The sequence below is a fragment of the Nonlabens antarcticus genome (assembly GCF_015356755.1).
Taxonomy (GTDB): Bacteria; Bacteroidota; Bacteroidia; order Flavobacteriales; family Flavobacteriaceae; genus Nonlabens; species Nonlabens antarcticus.
In genome coordinates this window covers 66,041-86,348 of the sequence record NZ_JADFCO010000058.1, presented here as the reverse complement: position 1 = coordinate 86,348, position 20,308 = coordinate 66,041, and the positions used below count along the sequence as shown (strand labels likewise).

General features: G+C 33.8%; 16 protein-coding genes. All 16 read left to right on the top strand.

Annotated elements, in window-relative coordinates; genetic code table 11:
* Positions 1 to 3: 3 nt before the first annotated feature.
* The 16 genes from IQ282_RS01400 to pglZ all read left to right on the top strand — a co-directional run bounded on the left by IQ282_RS01400 (position 4) and on the right by pglZ (position 20,306).
* Positions 4 to 573 carry a conjugal transfer protein gene (locus IQ282_RS01400; RefSeq protein ID WP_194850155.1) on the top strand — a complete coding sequence of 190 codons (570 nt, stop codon included), beginning with the start codon at positions 4 to 6 and terminating at the stop codon, positions 571 to 573.
* A gap of 3 nt (positions 574 to 576) precedes the next feature.
* The gene (locus IQ282_RS01395; RefSeq protein WP_194850154.1) at positions 577 to 1,419 is read left to right on the top strand and encodes a hypothetical protein; all 843 of its coding nucleotides are present in this window, start codon (positions 577 to 579) and stop codon (positions 1,417 to 1,419) included.
* 11 nt (positions 1,420 to 1,430) lie between these two features.
* Positions 1,431 to 2,045, top strand: coding sequence for a conjugal transfer protein TraK (locus IQ282_RS01390; RefSeq protein ID WP_194850153.1), 615 nt, complete (start codon positions 1,431 to 1,433; stop codon positions 2,043 to 2,045).
* Between the two features lie 32 nt (positions 2,046 to 2,077).
* Positions 2,078 to 3,007 (top strand): conjugative transposon protein TraM, encoded by a 930-nt coding sequence (traM, locus tag IQ282_RS01385; protein WP_194850152.1) that lies wholly within the window; start codon positions 2,078 to 2,080, stop codon positions 3,005 to 3,007.
* A gap of 31 nt (positions 3,008 to 3,038) precedes the next feature.
* On the top strand, positions 3,039 to 3,896 hold the full coding sequence (locus tag IQ282_RS01380) for a DUF4138 domain-containing protein (RefSeq protein ID WP_194850151.1): 858 nt from the start codon (positions 3,039 to 3,041) through the stop codon (positions 3,894 to 3,896).
* Between the two features lie 7 nt (positions 3,897 to 3,903).
* Complete coding sequence (locus tag IQ282_RS01375) at positions 3,904 to 4,266, top strand: hypothetical protein (RefSeq protein ID WP_194850150.1); 363 nt, start codon at positions 3,904 to 3,906, stop codon at positions 4,264 to 4,266.
* Between the two features lie 291 nt (positions 4,267 to 4,557).
* Complete coding sequence (locus IQ282_RS15085) at positions 4,558 to 4,734, top strand: helix-turn-helix transcriptional regulator (RefSeq protein WP_194850149.1); 177 nt, start codon at positions 4,558 to 4,560, stop codon at positions 4,732 to 4,734.
* Positions 4,734 to 5,336, top strand: a complete 603-nt coding sequence (locus IQ282_RS01365) for a DUF1819 family protein (protein WP_194850148.1) — start codon at positions 4,734 to 4,736, stop codon at positions 5,334 to 5,336. The genes IQ282_RS15085 and IQ282_RS01365 overlap by 1 nt, the downstream gene beginning before the upstream one ends.
* 2 nt (positions 5,337 to 5,338) lie before the next feature.
* Positions 5,339 to 5,923, top strand: coding sequence for a DUF1788 domain-containing protein (locus IQ282_RS01360; protein ID WP_194850147.1), 585 nt, complete (start codon positions 5,339 to 5,341; stop codon positions 5,921 to 5,923).
* Entirely contained in the window at positions 5,920 to 9,402 is a 3,483-nt protein-coding gene (brxC, locus tag IQ282_RS01355) for a BREX system P-loop protein BrxC (RefSeq protein WP_194850146.1), read from the top strand. Before IQ282_RS01360 ends, brxC begins: the two co-directional genes overlap by 4 nt.
* Positions 9,403 to 12,945, top strand: a complete 3,543-nt coding sequence (gene pglX, locus IQ282_RS01350; RefSeq protein WP_194850145.1) for a BREX-1 system adenine-specific DNA-methyltransferase PglX — start codon at positions 9,403 to 9,405, stop codon at positions 12,943 to 12,945. It begins immediately after the preceding gene.
* Between the two features lie 2 nt (positions 12,946 to 12,947).
* Complete coding sequence (locus IQ282_RS01345) at positions 12,948 to 13,562, top strand: alpha-ketoglutarate-dependent dioxygenase AlkB family protein (protein WP_228547178.1); 615 nt, start codon at positions 12,948 to 12,950, stop codon at positions 13,560 to 13,562.
* A 2-nt stretch (positions 13,563 to 13,564) separates the two neighbouring features.
* Positions 13,565 to 14,680 carry a DNA/RNA helicase domain-containing protein gene (locus IQ282_RS01340; protein ID WP_194850144.1) on the top strand — a complete coding sequence of 372 codons (1,116 nt, stop codon included), beginning with the start codon at positions 13,565 to 13,567 and terminating at the stop codon, positions 14,678 to 14,680.
* Between the two features lie 5 nt (positions 14,681 to 14,685).
* Positions 14,686 to 16,347 carry a hypothetical protein gene (locus IQ282_RS01335; protein ID WP_194850143.1) on the top strand — a complete coding sequence of 554 codons (1,662 nt, stop codon included), beginning with the start codon at positions 14,686 to 14,688 and terminating at the stop codon, positions 16,345 to 16,347.
* Positions 16,348 to 16,350: 3 nt separating this feature from the next.
* A complete protein-coding gene (locus IQ282_RS01330) occupies positions 16,351 to 17,793 on the top strand; it encodes a hypothetical protein (protein ID WP_194850142.1) in 1,443 nt (480 codons plus the stop codon).
* 14 nt (positions 17,794 to 17,807) lie between these two features.
* Complete coding sequence (gene pglZ, locus IQ282_RS01325; RefSeq protein ID WP_194850141.1) at positions 17,808 to 20,306, top strand: BREX-1 system phosphatase PglZ type A; 2,499 nt, start codon at positions 17,808 to 17,810, stop codon at positions 20,304 to 20,306.
* Positions 20,307 to 20,308: the final 2 nt, after the last annotated feature.

Here is a 20,308-nt window from a genome sequence, read left to right as displayed (position 1 = left end):
ATTATGAAGACAAAAATTCTAATACTTTCGATGGCACTTCTGTTCAGCCTGAATATTAAAGCCCAAGGAATGCCCACTTATGACAACACCAACTTTATCAGCTTGGTAAAACAACTTATAGAGTCGGGTAAACAGACAGCTCAAATGATTAAGTCTGTAAAATTTTTAAAAGATGCAAAAGAGAGCATTGAGAAAGTATCTAGTGTGGTACAACAGCTAAGAGCTGTTCAAGAAATTGGACAAAACAATCAGCGCCTTATTCAGGTAATGCAAAATGAATTACAAGATATTTTAAACTCGCCATACATCAAACCAGATGAAGTTAGCAGAGTTATGGAATCATTCGATTCGATAGTCCAAAATTCTTTGGACACGGTTGACTTTATAGACGAAATCTTATCAAGCGATTACCTAAAAATGAGCGATGCCGAACGTGCAGAAATTTTGAAAGAAAAAGAATTGGAATCGAAAGAAATGGTTTCCAATATCAAAACTAAAACTAGACGTTACAAGGACATCATTTCCTTTAGAAAAATGCAGGACAAAGTTAATAACCGCGAAACAAATTATTAATAAATGACCGCTACCATTCTTTTAGGAATAGGACTGGAATATATAGATACAGTTTTCCAGACCATACAGAACAGCAGTTTCTCGCAATACACAATTGCGGGAATGAAAACGCTTGCTGTCCTGTTTTTTCTAGTCAATATTCTTAAAAAGTATAATGAAGGTATCGCTGATAAAGATGGTTACACTTGGGGACTAAGCCCTGGGGAACTAGCCAAGAATTTTGCAATAGTAATTCTGGTCATTTTTTCGACGCAAGTACTGGGCTTCTTTGATAGCATACTTGTTTCCATAGAAGCGCAATATCGTGGTACAGCACCAGCATTGTTGCCATTGCAGATGCAGGACATTCCCATTGAAGAAGACGTAAGTATAATTGAAGTTGCTCAAGCAGCAATGACACTCTTATATGAAGCCTTAATAACACCACTTTATGGTTTTAAAATATTTGCATTCATTATTAGTCTCTTTCTTTGGATTTTGGATTTATTTATCTATCCACTATTTCTTGCAGAACGTTATTTTTTATTAGGAATAATGCAAGCCTTTTTTCCATTGGTTATAAGTCTAGCAGTTTTTGAAAAATTCCGTTCGCTTGCCTATACATTTTTCAAATTGTACGCTGCTGTCTATATGTTGGTACCAGCCTTCTTTTTAGTCAATGTGTTTGTTAACGCACTATACACAGAAATAAACACAAATTTCTGGACCAACTTGTTTGGTACAGATGTAGGTCAAGGCTTTTTTGCACCTGTTGTGCAACTCGGTTCAGTAGGCTTTATCGTTTTCTTGAAATTCAAACTCTATAGACGTGCAACGTCCTTCACACTCAGATTGTTTACCAGCTAATCCAATTCAGAATGAAAACACCATACAAAAATATCTATAACGTCTTAAAATTGAATCGATTTATCGTTTTGGCAGTCGTTGTCTGTGCATTGCTGTCTAGTACCTTTTCAGTCTGGATGGCATTCAACACAAATCAAAAGGCGCTCAATAGTGCTTTTGCAATCAATACAGATGGCAGTATTATTCCGCTGAAACTCGTGACCCAAAAAGAGAATTTTAAGGTTGAAGCTTTGGCACATTTAGACCTATTTCATAACTACTTCTATAACATCGATGCGAGTAATTACGAACGGAATCTTGAAAAGGCACTTTGGCTAGGGAATAGTTCTGTAGACAATTTATATCGCCAGAAAAAGGCTGATGGCGTCTATAACAGATTACTTCAATACTCGCTGGTTCAGAAGGTGCTGAGCACAAACTCACAAATCGAAGAACAAAACGGAACGTATGTCTTTAGAACCGTTACCATTTTTGAAATCAATCGTGGTTCAATAATAGACACCTACGAACTTATTTCTAGTGGAAACTTAATATCAGTTGATAGAAATTTTCCAAACAATCCACACGGATTATTGATTACAAACTATTTCGAGAACACCTTAAAAAAATTAAACGATGAAAATTGAGCCGATAATCGGCAATTAAAAAAACCACGATTATGAAAGTAGAAAAGAATAAAATAGTATTTGCAGCGGTATTAGTCGTGATTTTCATATTCCTAATTTCCTATTCTATGATGGTTATGGGCGATGATAAAAGTGAAAATGAAAATCTTGAACAAACTTTAGTGCCAGATTTAGATGAAAACCAAAAAGAGTATGATTCTAAACTGGATGCCATTAATGATTTAAAGGAAGTTCGCGAAAATAATGCACCTAGCATCTATGATGAAAAATTGATTGATTCCTTAGGCTTTTATGACCCAGATTTACCCGAACGTGAAAAGAAACGTATTGTGGATAGCATTTATAGTGCTGGCAAGATTCAATATTCTGAAAAGCGATATCAAAATTTGGGACAAAGAAAGGTTGCTCAAAAGAATACGCCAAAAGTCGATTCATCGGAAATTAAAAGAGAGCAAAAAATTGAAACTAAAGAATTGGGGCTTGAACATCAGCTGTTCTTTGCTGCTGCGCCAAAACCAAATGAAGTTTCAATCCACGGCAATACAGATGAAACCATTTACGTAGTCGTTGATGGCGACCAAGTTGTAAAAGCGAATACCAGGTTGCGAATGCGCCTAACTAAAGCTGCAACAATCAATAATAAATTGATGTCAAAGAACACACCAGTTTTTGGATTTATAAGCTTTCAGCCCAATCGGGCTTTGATTGAAATTGAAAATATAAAGCATCACCCCACCAAACTTAAAGCCTTCGATTTATCGGATGGTAGTGAGGGCATCTATGTACAAAACAATTTTCGAGCAGAAGCTACCACCGAAGTTATAGACGATATTGTTAGCGACATCAATATTCCTACCGTTCCACAAGTAGGCGGAATTACAAAGGTGTTTAGGCGTAACAATCGAAACATAAAAGTAACCGTACTAAATAATTACAGATTAATTCTAAAACCAAAATTATGAGCCCATAATGGGCATTTAAAAACGCACTCTTATGAAAAAGCATATCATTATTTCAGCTCTTATAATTATGTCCGCTATCACACCTCGATTGTGCTGGGCACAAGCTACAACGCAAACGAACACAGTCCTCGACACTATTTACGCAAACGACACTAAAAATGTTGCGCTATTTTTCCCAGAACCTATACGTCAGGGTATAACCGGTTCGGATAATTTTGTTTTTACCTACAATCGTGAGAAAGAACAATACTTTGGATTACTTCAGGCAAAGCCTGGAAAAGAAAGTAATCTACTGGTAGTCAACAGAAATGGATCAATTTTTTCGTATATTGTGAGGTATAAAAAGCAACTGTCTAAGCTCAATTACTTCATTCCTTTATCAAATAGTATTGGGAATGAAAAGCCATTAGTAAGCGATTCTATTCAGACTGCAACTGTTAAAGATAGTATAGACAACAGAACGTATTATTATCACAAATTTTGCTCTTATTTTCTTAACAGAAACCAGCGTATAGGTCGAATTAAGAAGCGAAACGAAGGCATTGTTTTGAGTGTTGAGAATATTGTTTTTGATAAAGAAGAACTCTACTTCGTTATCCAGATTGAGAATAATTCTACGTTGGATTACGATTTGAATTTCTTGAACCTTTCAATCGAGACTCGACAAAAAGGGAAAAAGAAATCTTTACAGAGTTTGTATCAAGAACCTATTTACAAACACCATCTACCATCAAAAATTGCTGAGGGTAAGCTGATACGATTCGTTTATGTGTTGCCCAAATTCTCATTATCTAATGACCGTAGGGCAATTTTGGAATTGAATGAAAAAGATGGCGAAAGAAATATTGAACTAAAAATATCACATAGATATATCAATAACCCAAATTAAAAATATTATGAAAAATTTAGTCATTTGCTCACTCCTACTTCTCTTCATTTCCTGTTCAGAAAATAAGAATACGTCCCCTTCAGAAACCGCAAAAATTGTTGCTGAAAGCTTTTTCTCTAAAGATGAATCAGTTCTTAAGAAGCATACAACACCGGAAGGATATAGCAGTTTGGTTACTGTTCAAAATATGATACCAGATTCTGATAAAGAAATCGAGGTAGAAATTTTAGATGAAGCTATTGATGGCGAGATTGCTTGGGTAAAATATAGCTCTACCTATGATGGAAAATCTGGTATTTTTAAATTGGTTAAAGAGAATGGCCTATGGAAAGTCACTAATAAAGGACCTAGAGAAAAAGGACCTTTTTAAGGGAACTCAAATAACATTCGAATTCTGAATTATCAGCATTTAAAAGATACCGATTAGGAACTTTCTATATAGAATTAATTAGTTTTCATTTTTTTTCTAAAAGCCATTCTGGGTTTTTTTTGTATATCTTCTTCCTAAAAATCCTCACTACAACTCGCAATAGGCACTAATCCAAGTGAGTCAATTCAGAATGTCAAAAACTGAAATATTTGTGCTGTTTATTTTCAAACTATTTCAACAATTTTTCTACATTTACAATGAAGAGAAACTTTAATTTATATTAAACTGGTTATGCTAAAGGAACTTCTTAAATCGAAGGGTGTAAAACAAAAATGGCTTGCTAACAAAATTGGTGTCAGCGAGGTTTCTGTTAGTAATTGGGTACAAGGGAAAAGTCAACCAAGCTTAAAGAATTACAAGAAAATTAGCATACTGCTGGACATTCCTATAGAAAAACTTACAGATTAATGATTGAAGAAAAAAAATATAATTTTTCATTTACTGGAGTGACATTACGCACTCGCGATTTTGTTGTGGTGACCAGACATCTTTTTTTTGAAAAATTTAATGATATAGATATAATTCTAGGCAATGGAAAAAAAGCCTCAGGCAGGCGTCTCTTTAGCGAAATATCTAAGAGAGCGCAAAAGCTTTCGACCTATCAAAAAACACTTCTAATTGAAGGATCATTCAAAGCGCAAAGTGAAATAACATTTATTGCCATCTGTAAATGCTTTGACTTTATACGTGATTTTATAATTGAGGTCATTAGAGAGAAGTATTTAGTTTTTGATTATGAATTAACAGAAGGTGATTACATTTCCTTCTTTCGTCGTAAGGCAGAATATCATCCAGAAATGGATTTACTTACTGAAATAACACAGAAGAAAGTAAAACAAGTTACTTTCAAAATTTTAGAGGAAATAGGCTTAATCGATAATACAAAATCAAAAATGATTCAACCACAAATTCTAGAACCTGAAACAAGGAAAGCGATTCTAAACGACAATACTGAGCTATTCAAAATTTTCTTGTTAAGTGATTTTGATATTGAAAATTTGAAAACATAAGTATGAGCAATCTTACACATAAATTCGAACATTTATTTAACGTCATTTCATCATCAAATTTTCTAAACAAAGAATCTTTAGGTGGTGAAATTCCATTTTTCATATCATCCTATAAAGCTGAAGAAGAAATTGCTTGTAGAGAAGAAATACGTTTATTAAAAAAGAAATTAGAAAATCAAGGAGTCCCTATTTTAGAATTAAACCTATACCATCTCGCTTGCGAAATTTTGGAAGCTAAAGGTGGAATGGAGCGAATGTTTAAAGTTGAAAAAACTAAATCGAAAGATAAGTTTTTAAGCGCTTTACAATCTTCTCTAAATATGCATCAAGTATTGATGCCACTAATAAAACAAAAAATAGAATCTAATAATGCGAAGGTGTATTTCCTGACAGGAATAGGCTTAGTATTCCCATTTATACGTTCTCACAATGTACTCAACAACCTTCAAAATATTGCAAAGGAAGCACCAACCGTGGCTTTCTTTCCTGGAGACTATAACGGGCATACCTTAAATCTTTTTGGTTTGATGAAAGATGATAATTATTACCGCGCATTTAATATGGACAAAATAGAAGCTAAACTATGATTAAAAAATATTTTGAAAAACCTATTGGCCGTCCTATCGAAACGGTTATCAAGGCAGACGACCGCGATAACATTTCTTCAGAAGTAACTGAGTACGTTGTTACCAATGAGATTGGGAAAAAAGTTAGAGATTTCTTTCAAGCGTACAACGACTATACTGGGGCAAATGGTGTATGGATTTCTGGTTTCTTCGGAAGTGGTAAGTCTCACTTATTAAAAATATTATCTTATGTACTCGAAAACAAAGAACACGATGGCTGGAAGTCTGGTGAACTGTTCGCAGAAAAAGTAGAGAATGATGCAATGCTTAAAGGTGATATCCTAAACGCAACACGCATACCTTCAGAATCAGTACTATTCAATATAGACCAGCAAGCACAAATTACGAGTAAGGAAGATGCCAATGCTATCCTATCTGTATTCTATAAGGTTTTTTATGACCATTTAGGCTACTATGGTTTTCAACCGCACGTTGCAGAATTTGAAATGTGGTTAGATGGAAAAGGAAAATATGAGGCATTTAAAACTGAATACGAAAGAGTAAATGGGGTTACTTGGGAAATTGACCGACTAGAATACTTTGTTCTAGAAGTAAAAGATATTTTAGCGACTGTTTTTAATGAAAGTCCTGAGAAATACGAAAACATTCTTGATGAATTAGAAGATAGAAATAAACAGTCTATTGAAGATTTTTGTAATCGTGTAAAAATCTATATCGATACCAAGCCTAAAGGTTTTCGATTAAATTTCTTTGTAGATGAAGTAGGTCAATACATTAGTGACAACACAAAGTTGATGCTTAATTTACAGACTATAGCAGAAACCTTAGCTACAAAAACAAAAGGCAATTCTTGGATTTTAGTGACTTCTCAAGAGGATATGGAAACTGTTGTAGGCGATATGAATAAAAGTCAGCAAAATGACTTTTCTCGCATTCAGGCACGTTTCAAGATAAAAGTGCCACTGACCTCTGCTAATGTGGATGAAGTAATTGAGAAACGTCTGTTAGATAAAAATGATAAGGCACAGTCAGCGTTAACCGAAGCTTATAAAAAGAATGGACCTCACTTAAAATCTTTACTTTCTTTTTCAGAGGCTGGGGTTCAGTTTAAGGGGTATAAAGACAATGCGGACTACGCTAATAAGTTTCCTTTTGTACCGTATCAGTTCGATTTGTTTCAACAATGTAGAATTGCCTTATCCAACCATAATGCTTTTCAAGGAAAACACGCTTCAGTAGGAGAACGTTCTATGCTTGGGGTATTTCAACAAGTTATTCAAGCCATTCAAGAACGGGATGGAAATGCATTGGTAAGTTTCGATTTAATGTTTGAGGGTATTCGTAACGAACTGCGTGGCGAAATACAACAATCTATTATTCTTGCTGAAAAACAACTAGACGACCGTTTCGCTATTAAAGTGCTTAAAGCGTTATTTCTAGTAAAATACTTTGGAAACTTTAAAACCACAAAACGCAATATTTCGGTGTTAATGATAGATGACATTAATGTAGATCTTAAAGCACACGAAACAAAGATTGATACCGCTTTAACTATTCTAGAAAATCAAAGTTATGTGCAACGTAACGGCGATATTTTTGAGTTCTTAACCGATGATGAAAAGGATGTTGAAGAAGAAATAAAGAATACAGATATTGATGAACAAGCCATTACACAACTACTTAAAGAAATTCTCTTTGATGAAATCATAAGAGATAATAAAATCAAGTACCTGGAGAACAAACAGGACTATGATTTTACGAGTAAAATTGATGGTAGTTTCTTTGGCCGAGAGAAAGAGCTAGAAATTGAAATCATAACAGATAACTATCAAGATTATGAAAACGAAGCCTTCATACAATCCCAAACTATGGGAAGTACAGGAATGAAGCTCGTACTAGCATCTAACGCAACCTTTATGCGAGATATTAGAATGTATATTAAAACCGCCAAATATGAGATGCAAAATAGAGGTTCTGGAACCAGACCTCAAGTAGCCCGTATTCTTCAAGAAAAGTCAATGCAAAACGTGACACGCAAGAAGAATTTAATTCTTATGGCAAACAAAGGATTAGGGGAATCTAAAGTTTACCTAAATGGTGGTAAGCTAGAAATGACAGCATCTAACGATGGTAAGACAAAAGTTATTAATGCCTTCCAAAATTTAGTGGCTGTTGTTTATCCTAATTTACGAATGTTAAAAGGAGTTGCTTTTTCAGAGGATACTGTAAAAAATACAGTTCATACTGCACCAGATGCTCTATTTACAGATGATGACACCACAATGTCTGAGGCGGAAGGTGAAATTTTAAGTGAAATTTTAAAACGGAAAAAACGCAGTGACCGAACAACGTTAAACGATCTTAAAAATACGTTCATTAAAAAACCATATGGTTGGTATCCTAATGCCATCTGGACCATAACCGCAAAGCTTTATAAACGGGGTAAAATTGAAGCAAAGCAGGATTCTAATTTGCTGGAAAGTGACTCCTTTTTAAACGCGTTATTAAATAGCTCTTTTCACGGCAATATTATTCTTGATCCACAGGCTACATTTGACGCTACTGCTGTAAAAAAACTAAAAGAAGTTTTTAAAGATGCTTTTGATGTAAGTTGCCCTTTGCGCGAAGCAAAAGATGTAGCAGTGGCCTTTAAAGATAAATTGACGCAAATGCGAATAGATGTTGATCAATTATTGGCACGCAAACAATCGTATCCTTTTCTAAAAAGTCTAGAACCATTTTCAGAAAAACTAGACCGCTGGTCTAAAAAAGAATACAGTTATTTTATTACAAGTGTATCTGAATTTGAAGATGTCCTATTAGACACTAAAGAAGACTTGCTCTCGCCTATTCAAAGATTTATGAATGGGGAACAACGTAATATTTATGACGATGTTAAAACCTTATTAGAAGGAAATACAGCAAACTTTGATTACATACAAAGTGACGAATTAGACACGCTCAAAACGCTAGTAGCTAGCAATACACCTTACAAAGGTAGTGGTGTGCAACTAGCAAAGGCGGCGAAAGATGAATTGTCTAAAAAAGTATTGGAACTTATAAGACAAGAAAAGACCAGTTTTATAGATACAGCAGAAGAATATATAGCCGATATAAAGAAGCGCCCTTCTTTTAAAACACTAGATACAGATCAGCAATTGAATGTTGTAAAAATTTTAAGCGACAAAAAAAATGCAGTATCAAATGAGCGCTTTATAGCAAACATCAGGCAATCTAAACAAGAGTTATCTCAAATTCATACGGACGCATTAAATCTTATGGTCAATATGGCTGCACCTAAAAAAGAAGAAGGTAAAGCTGCAGAACCCGTAGCTAAATATATGAGACGTTCACAAATTCACGTGGATTATGACAAGAATGAATTAGTTACAGAAGAAGATGTAAACGATTATGTAGAAGCACTAAGAGCTGCTTTTCTAAAGCGTATAAATGAAAATATCAAGATCAACCTAAAATAAATGAATACCAACCATCTAAAACGCTTTGCACAAGAAGCACGTGTAAAACTCATAGACCAAATAGGTGCTAAACTGGAGAAGGTACTAACCAGCGATAGTGTTGTCTTGCGAGAAAAAGCAGGCCATTTAAAAAAGCTTCAGGAAGCTATTAATAAAACTTCTAAAACAGATGTCATAGACACCGTAGCTTATACGTGGTTCAACCGTTTTGTGGCGTTGCGTTTTATGGATCTTAATGGTTATGAACCGTTAGGCATTTCTATTGTAAGCTCAATACAAGGTGGCACTTTACCCGCTATTTTACAAGAAGCCAAACAGGGTAATATCCCAGAAGAGTTGCCTGTACAACTACAGCGTATTTATGATGTATTAGATGGCAGAATACCAAGTGCGGATGCACAGAACGAAGCCTATGCAGCTTTACTAGTTGGTGCTTGTAATCATTTAAACCAGATACTGCCTTTTCTATTTGAAAAGATAGATGATTATGCAGAATTATTATTACCAGACGATTTAATTTCTCAATTTTCTATTTTACAAGATGTACGTAATGGTATGACTGGCGAGGACTGTACAGAAGTTGAAATAATAGGTTGGCTCTACCAATTTTATATTTCAGAAAAAAAAGATGAAGTATTTGCAAGAAAAGGCAAAGTAAAAAAGGAGGACATACCAGCAGCTACTCAATTATTTACACCACGTTGGATTGTTGAATATATGGTGCAAAATACCGTAGGGAAATTATGGTTGCAAAACAACCCAAAATCTAAGCTTCGTGACCATATGCCTTATTTTATAGAGTCGCCAAGTATAACCGCAGACGATTATCTTAAAATAAACAGTGTAGAAGACATTACCTTATTAGACCAAGCCTGTGGTAGTGGGCACATTTTGGTTTATGGATTTGAATTGCTTTCTAAAATTTATGAAGAGCAAGGTTATAACGAAAGTGACATACCAAAACTCATCATTGAAAAAAACCTTCATGGGTTTGAGATAGACACACGTGCAGCACAATTGTCAGGTCTAGCACTAATGCTAAGAGCTAGACAATATTACCGTCGTGTATTTAAAAAAGATATTAGCCCTAATATATTTTGTTATCAAGATCTAAAAGTAAGCGAAGAAGATATTAAGGCAACATTTAAAGCGGTAGATGAAACCTTAAGCGACGCATTATTGTATGACTTAAAAACAATGCAGCAAGCTACCAATTCAGGGTCGCTAATACAACCTCATACTACCTTAACGAATTTAGAGAAAACGAGAGCTTCTTTAGCAACTAAAGTCAATAGTAGCGACCTTTTTCATACCCATAATTTAAGAGGCATATTACAAGCCATTGTACAATTAAGTGCTCTATCGCAAAAATACCATTGTGTGGTAGATAATCCACCCTATATGGGAGGTGGCAATATGAACAAACTGTTGTCTGACTTTGTAAAAACAAATTATCCAAAGAGTAAAGCCGATTTAATGGCGTGCTTTATGGAAGCTGGTCTTGCTACACTAAAACCACAAGGGTATTTAGGAATGATTAACCAACACAGTTGGATGTTTTTAAGTAGCTATGAAAAACTACGAGAACATTTAATTGATAACATACATTTTGATACAATGCTGCATTTAGGGTCTCGTGCTTTTCCTGAAATTGGTGGCGAAGTTGTTCAGAATACTGCATTTACTTTTTGCAAAGAGGCTAGTAAAATTGAGGGGGTTTATATGCGTTTAGTTGATTTTAATAAATCTTATTTGAAACGAGAAAAAACAATTGAAGCCATTCAGCACAAAAAGTTGGATTATTATTATCAAACTGATCAAAATAATCTTAAAAAGATACCAGGAGTTCCAATTGGTTATTGGTTAAGTGAAAATATGATTAATATTTTCTCAGAAAACCCTACTCTAAAAGATTTGTCCGAATTGAAACAAGGAATGGCGACGACAAAAAACGATCTTTTTATGAGGAGGTGGTTTGAATGTAATCAGTACAATACTCATTTTCATTTAGAAAATTCGCAAAGAACTAAAGTCGACGTAAAATGGGTGCCTTATAGCAAAGGTGGTTCTGCGCGCAAATGGTATGGTAATCAAGAGTATTTGGTGAATTTTGAAAATAACGGTCAGACAATATGTGATTATATTGATAATACACCTGGAGTTAAAGTGAAAAGTAATGGGAGAGTAATAAATAGATCTAGTTACTTTAAAGAAGCATTGACTTGGTCATTGACTTCTTCAAATGGATTTTGTGTAAGATTTAGGCCTTCAGGGTCGGTATTTGATGTAAATGGTATGTCATTATTTCTCGAAAACTCAGAAGAATTAATAAAATTATGTGGTTTAATGAACTCTAATGTTTCTTTCGAACTTCTCAAAACCATTAATCCAACTCTTGCCTTTCAAAAAGGAGATATCGAAAAGTTACCTGCATTAAAAAACTTAAAACTTGAATTTAACCCAAATAAGTTTATTGCTATTAGTAAAAAAGAATGGGATTCAAGAGAAACCTCTTGGGACTTCCAAAAAAACGAACTAATACGCATAAAAGGGCAAGACCTTCAAGAGGCCTATGATAGCTATTGCCAATATTGGCAAAACAAATTCCTTGAGTTGCATAAAAGTGAAGAAGAGCTCAATCTTCAATTTATTGAAATTTATGGTTTACAAGATGAGTTAACACCAAATGTACCTCTAGAAGATATAACCATCCTTAAAGATGAGACCACAATTAAAAAAGGAGCTTTGGTATTTCGCGAAAGCGAAATTATGGCGCAATTTATTAGCTATACCGTAGGTTGTATGTTTGGACGTTATAGTTTGGATAAACCTGGTTTAATATTGGCAAATCAAGGGGAAACACTTGAGGATTATTTAAAAAATGTTTCTCTGAACGCAGAAGAAGTATCTTTTCTTCCAGATGATGATAATGTAATCCCAGTACTAGATGACGAGTGGTTTGAAGATGATATTGTAAATCGTTTCTACGCCTTTTTAAAAGCCACATTTGGCAAGCAAAACTTTGATAAAAACCTCGCTTTTGTAGAAGACAGCGTTGGCGATATACGTAAGTACTTCTTAAAAACATTTTATACAGACCACGTAAAGCGTTATAAAAAACGCCCTATTTATTGGTTGTTCTCTTCGCCTTCTGGTGCATTTAATGCATTGATTTATATGCATCGCTACACACCAGACACCTTAAATACAATGCTTAATGGGTATTTAAAAGAATACCAGGAAAAACTAAAGGCACAAGACACCCAATTAGAACATGTTAAAAACGTAGGTACAGATCGCGAAAAGATAAGTGCAGAAAAAGAACAGGCACGTATTAGTAAAGTGCTTATAGAATTACAGGAATACGACCGTGAACTTTATAAAATCGCTACCCAGCGTATCGCTATAGATTTAGATGATGGTGTTTTGGTTAACTATAACAAGTTTGGCAATGTCATTAAATCGGTTGCAGGTTTAAACGATAGAAAGACAAAAAAGAAAGTAAGAGAATTTGATTGGATAGATGTAACAGAAATACAATAATTATGGATACAATAGATATGTTTTCAAAACCACCAGAACACGGTAAGCCTGTTAAAATACAGAATGGGGAATATATCTATTTTCCTAATTTTTATGATAAAGCCATTGCAGATAAATACTTCAAGCGATTGATAGAAGATATCAAATGGAAACAAGAATCTATGAAAATGTATGGTAAAGAAATACCATTTCCAAGATTAACAGCTTGGTATGGTGATAATGAAAAGCCCTATAGCTTTTCAGGAATCACTTTACAACCTCACTCTTGGAGTCCAGGCTTATTAAAAGTTAAAAATGATATTGAGCCTAAAGCCAATGTTGTTTTTAATAGCGTGCTTTTAAATCGATACCGAGACGGGAGTGATTCTATTTCCTGGCATACAGATGCCGAAAAAGAGTTGGGTGAAAACCCCGTTATAGCTTCTGTAAATTTTGGGGCTGAACGTAAGTTTCAGTTAAAACATAAAGAGACTGAAGAACGTATCGACATTCTATTGCAACACGGTAGTTTACTAATTATGCAAGGAGAATTGCAGCATTACTGGAAACATCAGATTCCTAAAACTAAAAAAATGCTAGGAGAACGTGTTAATTTAACCTTTAGAGTAATAAAATAAATATGGCTTATAATTTTCAACTACCAATCATCACAGATTTAACAGGAGACCAACAGTCTGTTTTGAATTACCCTGGAGCAGTAGCGGTGTCTGGAGGACCGGGAACAGGAAAAAGCGTCATTGGTTTATGGCGACACATCCGAAATTATGATACTGGCTCTAAAAAGAGTTTGCTCTTAACCTATACTGTTTCTCTAGAAAGATTTCTTACTGAAACCTGTCGAACTTTAAATAATAATGCAGCTCAAAATGTAAATCGTACTTTCAGATTCACAACTGGCAATGGACAACAGCATTATGATGAAATTATTGTAGACGAAGCTCAAGATGTAAATCTGGAAAAGTATAATATTATAAGGCGATTTTCAAAATCAGTATCTTATACCACAGATGACAATCAAATATTATATCCAAATCAGTGCACTAGGTCAGAACAACTTAGAGAAATATTTAACAATCAAGAATATACTCTTCATACAAACTTTAGAAACACACGTGAAATAACAAGATTTGTTAGAAGCTTGTTCCCTGATCATATGATACAGGACGGAAATTCCACTGGCCCAATTCCACAATTAATTCATTTGGATAATGATGAAGACGATCAAATTCAAGCTATTATTGATATTATTAATACCTACCCAGACGCAACTCATAATATCGCAATATTGGATCCATTTCAAGGAAGTGTGCGCAGCTTACATAGCAAGTTAAGTGATAAAGGAATAAATTGTTCATTCTATGTTAATGAGGAAGAGGAATTAACAAGTATAGAGCGTGTTCACGTAACTACTTTTAAATCTTGTAAAGGATTAGAGTTCAATACTATAATAGTTCCTAATTTTTCCAGTTACACTTGGTGGTTACGTGAACGTCCAAATATTGTTACCGAAAATGACATTTACGTAGTTCTCACAAGGTCAAAAAATAATGTTTTTTTATTAGATAGGAGTTATTCTAATTATAGGGAGTCGAATATGAGACCTTTGGCGACATCCCTGAGTCGAGGAACTTTAGAGGAAGAAGATTATGTAGCGGATAACAATAATACAATTACAACTTCAAGGTCAAACACGAACACTAATATTGTTGAAGAAGAGGACGATTTACCATTTTAAAGATTATGGGAAAAACAAAAACATTTTATTTACATATACAATCAGACACTCTAGCGCATTACTTAGTGAGAGGTGTTTTCTGCCCTTCTCGATTTTTAAGTAATAAGAATCGAGATATTCAAGATCAATATAATTCCTTTCTATTATTGTCTGATAAACAATGGAACGCTGATAGTGATTGTTCAATTGAAGTTACATTAATTGAAGGGGATATCGCTAAATTAATGCAATTACAAGATCACTATTTTGTGTACGCAGATTGCTTGCCTATTTCGCGCTTAATAAAAATTCACTTCGCAGATAAAGAGAAAGCAGAAAATGTGATTTGGAATATAAATCAGGGTGCAGCTTTTGTTCCCGAGTGGGCTATTTCTTATCAATATAAATCAAAACCTGAAACGGTTAAACTTGAAGGTCAACATAACTTTCCAGAAACTTATTCTGAGCAAAAACTGAAAACTAAAATGGAGGCCTATGACCGTTTGATGGGTGGTCTTGCATTTATGAAGATTGGTTTATTAAATTCTAGCTTTAGAGACCTTGACACCACTACTAATTACTTATCAGCTGTAACTTATTTTAATTCACAAATTACAAATGAAGTTAAAAGCGAAAAAATAGCAGTAAACACGAATTTTCAAAATATATTCTCGGGAAATAATCCAATTTTTAAATATTTAGCAAAGCCAATTTCAATAGATGACGTGAACGAATCTGGTAAAAAAGAAAAACAGAAAGTACAGAAACAATTCAATGCTATAAAACTAGAGTCGATTGACACCAAATCCTTAACCTACAAATTAGCGATATTACACACCTATGGAAAAGGTAAAGTGAAAAGTGATAATGATCTTGTTTTTGGATTATTATCTAATACAACAAGCAACCTAGTTGAAGAATTAGCACTTGTATTCGGACTTCATACAGGATACACCGCTTTACGCAACAGCTATACAAGTAACAATCGTAAAGTAGAAGTTAAATATAAACTAAATACTAAGCTCGAGTTTTATCTTATTGAATCACTGTTCAACTATGCTTTTAAAGACCATAAAACTAGTGATAAAATAGAGTTTTTGGAAAATATATCACCTAGAAAACAAGAAATAAAATCAAACAAATCTTTTAATTATATCAGTTTATTGGGAGATAGCTATGCTTATGAAAAGCAGGCGAAAGTTGTTTTAGAGAAAGACTCACTAACTTCTATGCTGCTAAATACTATAAAGAATTGGTGTCAAAAAAATAGTGCGAAATTTGATGAAGAGCGATTATTAATTAAGTTGGGTAAATCAATCATTCCAGAAATTCGAACAACGATTACAACTAACACAAACGATGTAAAAATTGAAGCGCCTGTACTACCAACATCAAATACAGACAGCGGTAGTAAGATGGAAAAAGAATTATTGCTAAAAAAGGAAACTATCAAATCAGAAAGCAAAACTAGCAGGAATAAAGCAAATACAGTTAATGAGCCTACACTTTTTACAGACTTACAATCAGCCGAAATTGAACAAAATACCGACAACGTTAATGATTTTACATTTGCCAAATTAGAAAAGTATTCTACTTTAGAACTTAAGGGAATATGTAAAGAAAAAGGTTATAAAGGATATTCAAAATTTAATAAGGAAGACTTAATTAAATTTATTTTATCTCAATAATCTATGGCATTTTTAGACGACTACAAAAACGCACTTTTATCTGAGATACAGCTAGAAATATTTATTGATGAAAGACTTGATGAATTATATGATTACTATAGCCTAAGTAATTATGAAGCGATTATTGAGGATAAGTTATTCTTCAGGAATTTACCAACATATCCTAAAATTTCAGAATTAGACTTTACCCACACAAAGAACGAAACATTTCTTAACCTATTATTGGCTACTTCTGTTAGGCTAAATGAGCCATTCGGCTTTGGTTATTTTTTAGATATTCTTGAAAGAAAAAATTTAGAAAAATCTAAAATTATAGAGGCATCGACAATATTTATGAATTGTCGTAATGCAACTGAATTAATTGATGGCTATGGGCCTCTATTAGATTTACTGGAGGATTCCTTCTTAACGCAGTCAGATGGGCAAAAAGAAACTTTGAACGTTTTATTAAATTACTATGCAACTGCCGTTGGGCATTTTGCAGAATTCAATGGAGGTCGGCTTGCTGAAATAAGAGATTTATTAGTAGAAAGTTACGGGAATAGCACAAAGACATTTCTTCAAAATTCCATTTTAGAAGAGGCTCTGGGTTTAAGTATCAATTTTGAGGATAATCCTTATAATGAAATCCAACAGCTAATAGATACATATCTAGAAAGGGGTATTATTACTGCACCTTTTATACCTGGTTATATTATTGAAAGCGACACAGCTTATGCAGAGTTAATATCTGCCAATTATTACGATATGAGTGAAATTTGGGGGCTTAACAGAGAGCTCTATAATAATTTATTGAACACAGATTCAATATTTAGATCTTTAGGTCGTGGCACAGCTGTTCTAACAACTGAGGATCAATTAGTGGTTTATATGTCACAACTCGGAAAAATGCATTTCGCAAAGTTGAAAGATGCTTTTGATGGATTACCTGAAAATTTAGAAAATATACACTTATTCGATTGGGGATGTGGTCAGGCACCAGCCTCAAAAATGTTTATTGATAGGTTTTCAAGTGAAAATATTAAATCAGTAACGTTAATAGAACCTTCCCTAGCTGCACTTAAAAGAGCAGCTCTGCACGTTTCTAAAGACACTCAAATAATAAGAACGATTAATAAAGATTTTGACTCTTTAATTGATGAAGATATAGTCCTTGCCAAAAACGTTGGAGACATTACTGTTCATATTTTCTCGAACGTAATTGATATGGATTTTTTCCAATTACACAGTTTAATTAATTTACTAAAAAGAAACTCTAGTAGGTTAACCTACTATGTCTTAGTAAGTCCATTAATTTCAATAACCAAAACACAACGATTGGAAACTTTCGTTGAAGAAATTAGTAGTAACGTAAATAATGAATTATTACTATTTGATGATAAAGCAAGTGGAACATGGAATCGTGGTTGGTCTAAAGTTATTAGAGTATTTAAAACAGAATTATAAAGTGTTAATATTAAATGAGTATAAAAATACAAGAAGCGTTAGAAAAAAAGTTCCGAGATCACGATGTGATTTTTTGGTACGATGATCGTAATGAATTAAAAGAAAGCTTTGATGCCCTGGATTTAAAGGGGGTTGAAAAATGCCATCTACAAAGCAATGAATTTGAAATAAAGTATAAGATTACATCGAATACCACTAAGATTAAATTTCTGGTGTATAGCAATACCCCAAAACCTAAACCCAATGAAAATTGGTTGTTAGATTTAGAGCTAGCGTATCATGTTTTCCATACCGATCAAGAGGCTATTATTCTTCAAGATTTAGGGTTAGAGTTTAGTTTTAAGGAATTAGTTGGGGAACATATCCAATTTTTCAAGTCCAAAGAGCGCGTTGACAAATTAAAAGATTTATTAGGTAAAGGAGATTCTCACAGAGACATTCGTTACAAAATGGTAGCAGTAACCCTAAATACTGATTACGTTAATCTTAACACCTTTATACACGCACACGGAACAGCTTTTGCTAATGGTAATGAAAAGTTGCAAAGAGATTTAGAACGTTACGAACTATCAGACTTTTACTGGACTCAAATTCAAAACAAGTTTAAATACACAAGTAAAACGCCATCAATCTATGATTTCCTTGTAGAGGCATTTACAGATAATTTTAATACAACCGCTAGCCCTAAACTTTCTAAAGAAACAAGACTTTTATTAGCCCTTTGGAAAGATAGCATTACCTACCGAGAAGGGTTTGATAAAATTTCTTTTCAAATAGCAAGCGACCTACAAGTTGAAAGTATTCTCAATACGTTGCCTTTAGAAAAAGCCGTAAACGATGAATTATTTAAACTCACTGACAAAAAAATAATTCACGATCTCGTTCAGCGTTTAATTATAAATGAAATTTCAAATGAGTCCTTACAAAATATCGTAAAACAAAGGGAACATACGTTTTGGTATAACCCTCATTTTGTGGCATTTTACCAAAGTGTATCTTTTGCTTCACAGCTACAATATCAAATTCAAAAACTTAAAGTTGAATTTATGTCTGTTGAAAATGGTTTAGAACAATACACGACGTCACTTTATGAAATTGATTATCTATATAGAAAGTTTATTCTAAACTACCGAAGATCCAATCAAGATAACATACTTGCCGGTTTGGCTCAAAAAGTAGAAAAAATATATACCAATGACTGGTTACTTCATTACAATGATAAATGGCAATCAATTATTGATGATTTAGAAAACTGGCCAGTAGCCAAAAACTATAGTCAAAGACAATTTTTCAAAAACCACATCCAACCTTTTGTTGAAAAAAAGCAACGTGTGTTTGTCATAATATCTGATGCATTACGATTTGAGTGTGGTGTTGAGATCCATAAAAGATTAACACAAGAGAATAGATATGATAGTGAAATTGAAGGTGCGTTAGCATCATTACCATCCTATACACAATTAGGGATGGCGTCATTGTTGCCTCATAAAGATCTATCAATAAAAGAAGGAACAGACCAAATTTTAGTAGATGGAATGCCATCTATGGGTATTGCATCTCGCTCGAAAATTCTAACAGAAAATTCTGAAGCACGAGCAACAGCAATTTTAGCTGAAGATTTTATGAAGTTTAGTGCCAATACAACAGGTAGGGACTTTGTAAAGCAATATGATGTTATTTATATCTACCATAACAATATAGATGATACTGGTGATGACACAACCTCGCAAGACAAAGTATTTGATGCGGTAGAAAGCGAGCTAAACTTCTTTATGGACTTATTAAAGAAGATTTCTAATATGAATGGTAATAATATGATTATCACTTCAGATCACGGGTTTTTATATCAATATGAAACATTAGAAGAAAGCGATTTTACAACAGCTGATATAAAAGGTGTAGTTGATAAGCAAAATAGAAGGTTTGTACTTGGAACTGACATAACTGGGAATGATGGAGTAAAGTGTTTTACGCACGAGCAACTCGGACTAAAAAGTACCGGTAATGCATTAATTCCAAAATCGGTAAATAGATTACGAGTTAAAGGTGCTGGATCTAAATTTATTCACGGTGGTGCATCGTTACAAGAAATTATAATACCCGTAGTAAAAGTGAATAAAAAGCGTCAAGACACGACAGCTCAGGTAGAAATAGATATTATAAAATCTACCGACAAGATAACTACAAACTTGCTCGCGGTCTCATTTATTCAAACAGAGCAGATAGATGATACTATGTTGGAAAGAAAAATTAAAGCATCCATTCAAGCAGAAGATGGTACGTTGTTAAGTGATCAGTTTACCTACACCTTCGATATTAAAGAAGAAAATCAACGTCAGCGAGAAGTTAAGAACAGATTCCAACTAACCGCTCAAGCAAGCGGTAAATATAAAAATAAACGCGTAAAACTGGTACTAGAAGAACCAATGGATCGCGCTAACAAATGGAGAACTTACAAAGAGTATTACTATACTCTCAATATTTCTTTTACTAATGACTTTGATGAATTTTAAAA